Genomic DNA, 10,347 nt, shown 5'->3' on the forward strand with positions numbered 1-10,347 from the left:
CAGAGTTTAGGAGTGCACAGAGAGCACTCTTGGGCTCAAAAATAAAGCCTCAGTCGCATTGCTTTTAAAGGCAGTGGGACTGAGGCATTTTATTTTGTTACTATAAAAATATCTCTGTGAACTCTGTGCCCTCTGTGAGGAATTTATTAATCTGTGTAATCTGTGACATCTGTGGTTTCTTCTTTTTCTTCCACTCTATAAAAATATCTCTGTGAGGAATTTATATCTCGTATTTGCGGGTAATCAGTCTTTTTTCAAATTCATCATGTGACAGGGCTTTGTCGAATAAGAAGCCTTGTGCCATTATGCAGCCGTTTTCTTTGAGGAATTCTGCCTGCTCTTTTTTCTCGACACCTTCCGCAATCACTTTGATGCCAAGCTCGTGAGCCATTTTTATTATTGAGCTGCTGATTACGCGGTCGGTTCTGGCTTTTTGGTCATCGCCGGCGGCTACATTGTCAATAAGGGATTTGTCCAGCTTGATGACATCCGGGTTGAGATTGCGCACGAGGCTCATTGATGAGAAGCCTGTTCCGAAGTCATCGATTGAGATTTTGAATCCAGCTTCTTTCATGGTGTTTACGAAACGCACGAGACGGTCAAAATACTGGTAATCAGAAAGCTCCGTAAGTTCAAGCTCCAGATATTTTGACGGGACATTGTATTTTTTGAGGACTGAGATGATGTGGTTCTCGAAATTGTCGTCGGAAAGGTGGAGCTTTGAGAAATTCGTTGAGATTAAGACCGGTTCTATTCCTTTGTCGAGCCAGTCACGGATATTCTTGCACACGACCTCAAGCACGTAAAAATCGAGGTTTTTGATTGTGCCTTCTGCTTCCAAAATAGGAATGAATTCGGCTGGGGTAATCATCCTCTGGGCGTACCATCGTGAAAGAGCCTCGCAGCCGCAGAGCGTGTTTGTGGTCAAATCGACTTTTGGCTGGTAGTAGACTTTGAATTCGTTTTTGGCGAGAGAATCCATGAACATGTTTGAGATACTTTTGTCATGGATTGCCTTTTCAAGCATTTCCTGTTCGAAGAAAATTATGTCCTTGTTGCGTGAGTGCCGTGCCGTTTCAAGTGCGACCGCAGAATTTGACATGATATCACCGAAAGTCGTTTCATCGTTGGCCTCGTAAATGCCTGCGCGCACATTGATTTTTATATCCTCGACATTTCCGCGGTTGTTCACGGAAATCGTGATGTTTTCGATGAAATTGATGAAATCCTTGAGCCTTGATTTCGGGCAGAGAACAAGAAAATTATCGCTTCCGAGGCGGGCGATGTAGCCTTGTTTTTCAAGGAAGCCCTGAACCATCATGCTGTATTTGTGCAGGATGATGTCGCCGTTGTCGGTAGTGACCTTCTGGTTGATGTATTTGAAATTCTTGAAATTCAGCAGGACGGCGGAATAGTTCTGGATTTCGCCCATTGACATGATATCGCCGACAGCTTCCTGAAATCCGTGAAGGTTAAGTGCGCCGGTGAGAGAGTCGGTGATTTTGACAGCCGACATGATGCTCAAAAGCCTTACGCGGCTGCAAAGAAGATATGACAGGTCAATATAGCAGTCGAGAAGCTGTTTGTTTTCTTTTGTCCACAGAACCCCTGGAAGAAGGTTTGCCTTGAGATTTATGCAGCCATTTTCTTCGGTGAAGTAGAATTTTTCGTAAGTGTCGGGATTGAAGCCTTTGGGATTCTCAAAGTTGAGCATTTCCTTGTTGAATCCGAGGGGTTCGTAGACAGTCTGCGGATTCGAGACTTTTACGGAGAGTTTTCCGAGCTGTATGCTGTCAGCAAAATCTGATACGGTCTCGTTGAGAAGTTTGTGCATCTCTTCCAGAGAGTCAATCGAATGCATTACGGTGCTGATGAGATTGCAAAGCTCTTCGCTGGCAAATGTCGTTTTCACAGTAAACCCCTTATCTATATTATTCTACAACAGGTTTTCAAATTTTCAAGAAAAAGATAGCCTGAAATGCAGAGATTTTATTCTTAAAGCTCTTTAAGTCTTGATTTTTATTGCGTTTTTTAAGACAATCATAAGAACTAAAAAACGGATAATTATGGAAAATAAATTCTTAACGCTTTCACATTTGGAAACTTTGTCATCAGCGGATCTTATTGCCCTTGCTGATGATTATGGAATCGATATTCCTGACGAACTGAACCGCCGCTTTATTATCGGTGAGCTTCTTGAAGTCGGAGGGGAACTTGACCGTGCTCCTGCTCGCTCTTCCAGTATGAACGAGAATGCCGAAATACCGGAAGAAAACTGGGATCTGCCTGATTCCTTCAATTCTACGGAAATTTCTGTGATTCTTCAAAATCCTGCATGGGCTTATGTTTACTGGGATATAAGTTCCGATGGAATAAAAAAGATTTCTGAATCTTCCCGCTTCAAACAGCTTGTTTTGCGTGTCGCATATTTCAATCAGGAAGAAGATGTGAATCCTGTTGAATATTATGACATTCAGGTGTCACTTTCCGACCGCGAGCAGTATGTTCTCCTTGAGGCTGGCAAAAAATATTTCCGTGTTGACCTGGTGGCATTCTTTAACGACGGAAATTACGACAGCCTTACTGTTTCAAAAAAAATTCCGCTTCCAAAAACGCCTGCGATTTTCTCAAAGGCTTTCCCTGGTCAGGAAGTCGAGATTCCAAAAATCCTTGAGGTCTCTGGCCTCAAAAAGCTTTTGAAATCACATTATGAAAAATACAGACAGTCTTTTGTGGAGTGAGCGTAGAAATGGCTAAAAATCTTGTTTTAACAATAGTAGCTCATCAGGGCTATATCCGGCACGAGGATGAAAAGGAATATTCCCTTCAGAATGATATTTTGTTCAGTGCGATTTGTCAGACCTACCTTCCGATGCTGGACATGTTCCACAGGTTTGAGAATGAGGGAATTGATTTTAAGCTTGCTCTTGTTCTTTCTCCGTCACTCTGCTCGCTTTTGAGCGATGATTTGATTAAGGCTCAGTTCGTTAGCTGGCTTGAAAAAAGAATCGCGCTCGGTGAGAAGGAAGTTGAGAGGCTTAAAGGGGAGCCTGCTCTCCTTGAGAATGCAAAATCATGCCTTGCCAAAGCAAAAAAGGATCTTGTTGATTTTACTCAGGCTTATTCACAGAACCTTCTCAAAGAATTCGCATATTTCTCCAAAAAAGGAAACCTTGAGCTTCTTGCGACTTGCGGAACTTACGCTTTCCTTCCTCATTATGGCGATATGACCGAAATCCTCAATGCTCAGGTTGAGGTCGGCCTTTATTCACACAGGCATTTCTTCGGAAATAATCCGGACGGATTCTATCTTCCATTCATGGGCTACACTCCTGGGGTTGAGAAGGTTCTCCGCTCTTACGGCTTCCGCTACACGATTGTTGACATCCGCTCAATGCTTTTCAGCGAGACTTTGCCGAAGGACGGAATTTTTTCTCCTGTCCGCTGCGACATCGATACGAACACAAGCCTCTCTCAGGCTTCCCTTGTTCTGTTCTGTCAGGATTCTGATACTCCCGATGATATCATTGGCGAGAACGGATTTTCTTCAAATCCTGTTTACAAAAATCAGGAAAAAGATGTCGCATATGATTTGCCGGCACAGTCTCTGGTTGAAGCTCAGTTCATCGAGGACGGCATGCCTCGTATTCCGTCTTATTTCAGATACTGGAATGAAGATGACGAAATTTACAACGAAAAAGAGGCTGCTTCACAGGCTGTGCTTGATGCCGAGGCTTTCCTCAAGGCAAAAAGTGAAAAACTCACGGAGGCCGCTTCTTGCATGGAAGGAAGGGGTCCTTCTCTTGTCTGCGTAATTGATGCAAAGGTTCTTGGTCAGGAGTGGGCCGAAGGTGTCGCATGGCTTGAGAATGTAATCCGAAAGTCAGCTGATTTTGACATAAATCTTTCTTCTCCGTCTCCGTCAGTCGGAAATCCTTTCGGGCTTCAGAAAATCGTTCCGTATTCAGGCGTTGCTCAGGGAAACAGCTACGGCGAGGATTTGCTTGACAATTCTAACGGCTGGATGATTCGCTACACAAGAAAAATGTGCGAGCGCATGGTCGATTTGTCAGACCGCTTCCCGAATGAGACAGGCCTTAAAGTCCGCCTCCTCAATCTTGGTGCAAGGGAGCTGATGATTGCGCAGAGCGGCGAATGGGCAAAAATGATTCATGACGGAATTTTCCCTGAATATGCTGCTGCCCGCTTCAAGCAGGCCATAAAGTCATTCATGATTGTGTTTGATGCGCTCGGCTCAAATACCGTAAGCACGGAATGGCTCACAAAACTCGAAAAAGAACACCTGATTTTCCCATGGATGAATTTCAGGATTTTCTCTCCAAAAAAATAATCTAGTCGGTGCTTGGAATCGTGTACATGTTTTCAAGCTCGGCCTTCTGAATATTGAAGTTGATTGCCGTTTCCCTTGCGAGGATTGCCGGCTCAAATTTGATGTTCAGAGGGCTTCGTGCCGCAGTTAAAATCGCTTCTTCCCATTTGACAATCGCCTCATCGTAATTTCCTTCGGCGTAAAGTTTTAGTCCGTCCAGATAACATTCGTCCACCTTGCTCATGGCAATTTTTCGCCCCCGGTCGCCGAATTTGATTTTTGCGCTGAGGCTTATGTGGTTCACCGGATTCATGGAGCTTGTGAGGTCGAGGGTATATGCGACATCTATTTTGATTCTGCTTATGTCAAATTCACTTCCGAGACTGAAACGAGGATTTGCTCCCTGCAGGAGAAAGCCCAGTTGAAACGCGAAATTTTTTGTGACCTGAGTTTCGATTCCTGTTCCGAAAGAAATTTTTCCGCTTGATGAGATGCTGCTTATTGAGATTGGCTTACGGACTTCCGTGCTGATTGTGAGCCTTGAAAATGGCTTGTAGAAAAATCCTGCGCTGATGCGGGCCGGCGTGTCATCATCTTTTTTGACCGAAGAACCGAATCCTGTGAAAGCCGCTCCGAAATTGTTGAGCGAGAGTGCCAGGTTGAGGTTCGGGTTTCTGTCCTGATAGTATTTGAGCGCGTTGAACCTGACGAGAACTCCTGTATCGGCCATGATTCCGAGCGCGGACTGCTCAAGGCCGGAGCCGGGGATTATTGCGTCCGTCCTGTTGTCCGTGTAATCGGGAACGCTCCGCCATGCCAGCTTTGCGTTTGCTCCGACTGCAATGCCCCTGAAACTGTAGCCTGCCAGAAAATTGTAGGCGATGTTGAAAGTCGCGCTTGTCTCGCTGTAGTAGCTTCCGCTAACCCTGTCTCCGTAAAGATTGTATTCGCTGAAAGGCACATAAAAGCATTTGATTTGCGTGCCGTAGCCGAGGTTGCCGTTACGACGGGTGAGGGCGACTGTTTCGAGGGCTGAGTCCGCAATCCACGCGTTGTGGCTCACGGAAATTTCGCTCTGCTCAAGGATTGCGCTTGCTGCCGGATTGAAGTCGAAGAAGCTGGAGTCATCTGCGAGCGCGACGAATGCCGTGCCAAGAGCTTCGGTGCGACCGCCGGAAGGAATGTTCATTGAGCAGAAAACCGTGTTGCCTTCGTTCGGGTCAACTGATGAAGAAAAAATATCGGCGAGCGTTGACTGGGGGGCGCTAAGGTCCATAGCCCAGGAATGTGCGAGAAAAATGAAAAATGCCACCGGAAGGAAGATTTTTTTCATCATATTATATTATAATAGGATAGGCGCAAAAAATCCATATTTAGCCGCCTTAATATTTTCGGCCGACATGCTTTCTTTCGGCATGAATTCTGTCGAAAATAGATATGGAGTATTATTCGATTTTGAAACAGGATGCGTAGACACCGCCTTGCCATCGTAATTCTATTTTCTCTTTTTGCCACGGGGCTTTTTCTTCCGCAGACTTATGGAGAAGCGGACGGGGAGATTTTGTCGCTGAAGCAGATTGACATCCTCATTGATACAACGGCGTATAACGAGGCACTTAAGGCACTCACAAAATACATGGCGGCTCATCCAGAAGACTTTGACCGGGCCCAGAAAAGGGTCGCGAGAATCATGAAATTTCGCGAGGATTACAACAGAGGTGCCGAAGAGCTTGTTGATGTCATTAAGAACGGCGAGGAATCAAAATCAGAAAAACTTACGAAAATCACGGAACTTGAAAATTCCGAGCTTGACTCAACAGACACTGTGTTTGATTTCACGAATCTTGCCCGAAGGACTGTTACGCTTGGTGAAGTTCTCTATCAGTACAACAAAATCATGCGGGAAGGTGCGACTTTAATCAAAAACGGAGCCTACACAGCCGCCAGTGTCAAATTCGAGGAAGGATTTGCAATCAAAAATGAATATTCAGACATAGTTTTTGAAACGGATAATCCTGCGCCTGATGAAGAAGGAACCCTTGTCGTGTACGATAGTGACATCACGACTCCTGTCCGCCGCTCGCTTAACAATGTGCGCACTCTTGTGGCCGGAAGTCTTTCTTCATCGGGAATGGAAGGCCGGATAGAGGAGTGCGAGAAGGCTTACGCCGAGTACATGCAGGCCGTCTCAACGCGGAACTTGGAGCTGGTCGTGCAGGCTTTGATAAAGGTCAACCGTGCATTCTCGGATTTTGCATCCTTGCGGAACAGAATTATTGCCGAATCTGCTGTCATGACTTGGGCGGAAGGGGTCGCCGTCGAGAGAAATCCTCGGCTGGAAGGAACAAGCTACATTTTATTCCTTCAGAAATTTATCATCGGTGATGAATCCAATCCGGATACGGGCATAATCGGCGCGTTTGACGCATATTTCAACAGCAGGGTCGAGTCAATGAAGTCGAAGACAAATGCAGTGGTCTTTGACATGCTGAACGGAATTATCACGAATCTTCCTGAGTCAAAAATTTATTTACTTGCCGGAAAAATCGATTCTGAGCAGAAAAACATCGAGGTCGCAAAGAATTATTCGGAATACGCGCGCTTTCTGCATGATTTGTACAATCTTGAAAAAAATCCTGACGGCTCTACGGTCGGTGAGAAACATTCCGGCTACGCTTCATCAATGGCGTTTGTCAGCGAGTACATAGCGGATCTGGGAATTGCATTCGAGAGCACTAAGGAACTTGCGGCCGTAAAAGGCACTTCCGACAAAATCGACAAGACTGATTTTTCTGATACGACCATAATGGCGAATCTCGCTCTACTTTCCCGCTACGAGAAAATCAAGTCGGATTCAAAATCACATATTTCTCTGGTTGACGAGGAACAAAAAAAAGAAAACGCATATTTTGAGGCAAAAACTGTCAGGGAAAAGGAAATCGATGAGCTTCGTCGGGCAAGCGGCGGAAAAATCAAGGCTTCGGACAGGCAAAAAAGAACTACGGCCGGCGTCCAGATTTCTGATGACCCGCTTGATTTCAGAAAACAGATTGAATATTTCGTTTCGATAGCCAACCAGAATTTAAAAGAGGCGGGGCTTCACGCAAATATAATCTGGGGCTATTTTGCGCAGGCTTACTATTCGCTTGCTCAAAAAGATTATGACAAATATGAAAAGCTTTGCGCAGAGACAGAACTTCTTTTTAACGGCGAAAAGTCTTCCGAAAACCAGGGCGTCGAATTCGTAAAAAAATATCCGATTGAGGCCAGGGATAATGCACTTCAGATAAATCAGGAGATTGAGCGTAAAAAAGCCATTCATTCCGAAAAACGCGCTTATCTTTCTGGCGGTGAGGAATATCGTGCGGAAAATGCGGATTTCAACCGCGGAACTCTTGCTCTCGATGTTGTCATTAAGAAGTTTGATTCATTGTATGCCCGCAATCAGGTTATCATTACGGAAGCTGAGCAAAAAATCCGTGATTACGAGAATCTTCTTCGTGATGCGGACGAGCAGTATAGTCTCGCTCTTGCTGCCTTTAAAAAGGAAGATTTTGACAGCGCAAATGCGGCCGTTGATTCCGCGTCCGAAAAATATGCCGGGGCTTTGGATATCGAATATTCCGAGAAAATCCGCGTGATGCGTGAGGAGACTTTGAGCGCGCTCGCAGTCAAGATTCAGCAGGCGGAGTATGAGAAAGTCCTTCGTGAAGTTTACGCACTCAAGGATAAGGCCGCGATTGCTTACTATTCGAGCAATTTCGACTCGGCGGAGAGCCTTCTTGTGACGGCTCAGGCAAAATGGGCTAAGGTCAGCACAGAGCGTGATTCTGAGATTGAGGACATGCTCAACATCGTAACGACAATCAAGAGCATTGAGTACGGCCGTGTCCTCCTGCAGTCCGATCCTCACTATCCGGAACTTTCATACAGCCTTGATATGGCTAAGCAGAGCTTTGAGAAGGGCGTGCAGCTCAAAAAGAACGATGAGCTGGAGAATGCTAATGCTGCTTTCAACCTTGCGCTCACGAATATCCGAAATGTTCAGAATGTCTATCCTCTTAACAAGGAAGCCCGGCTGATTACGCTTAAAATCCAGCAGGAACTTGACCCGGAAGGCTTCCCTCGGCAGTTCGAGAACCAGTACAATGCGGCGCGCCTCAACTCCAACAAGAACGAGCGGCTTGCTGATTTGGAAGATTTGTACTCGATTAACCCGAAATATCCGGGACTTGCGCAGGAAATTTATGACATAAAAGATTCCCTCGGAATGTTCCCGAAAAAAGAAGTCAAAAAAGAAGTCAAAAAATCCGCAGACTCAAAAATCTCTGAGGCAAGGCAGGCTTTCAAGGCCGCCGGTGAGGACGAGGCTAAACTTAACCGTGCGCTTGCCATTGCGAACGAGGCGATTGCGATTGACGGAACGAACAAGGCTGCAAAGGAACTCAAACTCCAGATTCAGCTCAAAATTGGTGCGACAAGCACGCCGATTCTTTCACAGAGCGACGAAAAAATGTATGCTGAGGCTGCGCGACTGTTCAACCAGAGGCGTTTCGCGGATGCAAAATCAATAATGGAGAATCTTCTGACAGGTGCGGCCGCAAAAAAGAGCAGGAAAGTCATAGACTTGTACAACCGAATCTTGAAGAGGCTTTAGGGGAAGTGCTGATTAACACTTGAAGCGATTAATCAGCACTTCCCGTCAAATTGCCGCAACTCGTTATGTTGCGGACAATTAGCAATATTATGGTTAACACTGAAAAATCCGCAATCGGATTTATTCAGTGTTTTCTTAGGTGGGCGTGATGAGAAAGTTTTTTTGTAGTCTTTTGATTTTGTTCTCTTTAACTGCACTTCACGCGCAGACCAGGGAAAACATCTTCTGGGATTCCGTTGAGAGTGTATCTGCAAAAAATTCATATTTCCCGGTCGCTCTCTATGACTCGCACGATTCCTATATTTTTTATGAGAGCGTTGACAAACTTCGGCAGGAAATAAAAATCTCGTGGCGGCAGAAAAGGGACAGGCTCCTCTGGTCGGACACTTTCAGCCTGCCGGACACATTCAAATACTCAGGCGATGATGTTCCGGACATGTATTCGGCGGCCCTTTCCTCAAAAGGCGTTCTTGCTGTTTCGGTTCTGGATTCTTCTTCCGCAAACGGAGTCATAAAAGTCTATTCTTCTTCGGATAAAGCCGCTTCCTTTACGGATTTTACTTTCCCGCCGCAAATAAAGCAGATTACTTCTTCCCGAATTTTCGCTTCAGAAACAGGCTCCTTCATCCTTTTCATCTCGCTTGGTGAGGGAAAGCAAAGCCCGACAGAATCTTCTTTCTCGATTTTATACTCTGAGTCGGCGGACGGCAAAAAATGGTCTGATTTAAAGGTGTTCAAACCATCTTCCTCAATCTCAAACGCATTCTCCCCATTCTTCACCTGGATTGGCGGCAGGGAATTTGTCTTCTTTGAGGGCTGGAGCGGCAAGGACTCAACGACTTCGCTGATTTACGCATCTTCAAGGGTGGGGCCATTTTCTGATTCATGGTCTGAGCCTTTCGTGGTCACGGATTCTTCATCGATGCTGGACAGCTCATCTTACCTTGAGGCAAAAAATTTCCGTCCTTTCGTTCTTTCTGACGGCAAAAACACGAAAATGGCCTGGGAACGCACCACAAAAACTGGAAGCACGGCCACAATCATGGTCGCGCCTCTTTCTCCCGACGGAAAAATCCTTGATAAAAACGATGTCGAATCCCTTAATGCCTTCGGAAACGGCAGGCGGCCTTCACTGTTCCTCTTCAAGGAAAAATTTTTCATACTTTGGTTCGATGACAGGAACGGTGTGAACAATGTCCGTCTCGCGGAAAATCTCGGAGTTCAGTGGGTCGAGGTCGATTCAATTTTAAGGCGGCAGAGCAACAAGATTTCATCTGCTTTCCCTTGCGCTTTCGTCCTCGCAGAAAATTCCTCGCTATGTCTCGCATGGCAGACCGACGACAAGGCCTGCTCAATCTCA

6 protein-coding genes are annotated in these 10,347 nt (G+C 45.7%); 4 read left to right on the plus strand and 2 right to left on the minus strand.

Annotation, left to right across the window (positions count from 1 at the left end; all coding sequences use genetic code 11):
* Nucleotides 1-220: 220 nt before the first annotated feature.
* Nucleotides 221-1,912, minus strand: a complete 1,692-nt coding sequence (locus IJJ71_RS03520; protein ID WP_296845349.1) for a putative bifunctional diguanylate cyclase/phosphodiesterase — start codon at nucleotides 1,910-1,912, stop codon at nucleotides 221-223.
* 154 nt (nucleotides 1,913-2,066) lie between these two features.
* On the opposite strand from IJJ71_RS03520, the gene IJJ71_RS03525 reads away from it, so the two are divergent.
* Both IJJ71_RS03525 and IJJ71_RS03530 read left to right on the plus strand, forming a co-directional pair.
* On the plus strand, nucleotides 2,067-2,741 hold the full coding sequence (locus IJJ71_RS03525; protein WP_296845350.1) for a DUF4912 domain-containing protein: 675 nt from the start codon (nucleotides 2,067-2,069) through the stop codon (nucleotides 2,739-2,741).
* 8 nt (nucleotides 2,742-2,749) lie between these two features.
* On the plus strand, nucleotides 2,750-4,351 hold the full coding sequence (locus IJJ71_RS03530; RefSeq protein ID WP_296845351.1) for a 1,4-alpha-glucan branching protein domain-containing protein: 1,602 nt from the start codon (nucleotides 2,750-2,752) through the stop codon (nucleotides 4,349-4,351).
* 1 nt (nucleotide 4,352) lies between these two features.
* On the opposite strand, the gene IJJ71_RS03535 is transcribed toward IJJ71_RS03530, so the two are convergent.
* Nucleotides 4,353-5,663 (minus strand): UPF0164 family protein, encoded by a 1,311-nt coding sequence (locus IJJ71_RS03535; protein ID WP_296845352.1) that lies wholly within the window; start codon nucleotides 5,661-5,663, stop codon nucleotides 4,353-4,355.
* A 132-nt stretch (nucleotides 5,664-5,795) separates the two neighbouring features.
* Here IJJ71_RS03535 and IJJ71_RS03540 point away from each other — a divergent pair, with 132 nt between their 5' ends.
* Nucleotides 5,796-8,987, plus strand: coding sequence for a hypothetical protein (locus IJJ71_RS03540; RefSeq protein ID WP_296845353.1), 3,192 nt, complete (start codon nucleotides 5,796-5,798; stop codon nucleotides 8,985-8,987).
* A gap of 148 nt (nucleotides 8,988-9,135) precedes the next feature.
* Nucleotides 9,136-10,347: hypothetical protein (locus IJJ71_RS03545; RefSeq protein WP_296845354.1), on the plus strand; the 1,212-nt coding region annotated here is incomplete at its 3' end.

The sequence above is a fragment of the Treponema sp. genome (assembly GCF_017430385.1).
Taxonomy (GTDB): domain Bacteria; phylum Spirochaetota; class Spirochaetia; order Treponematales; family Treponemataceae; genus Treponema_D.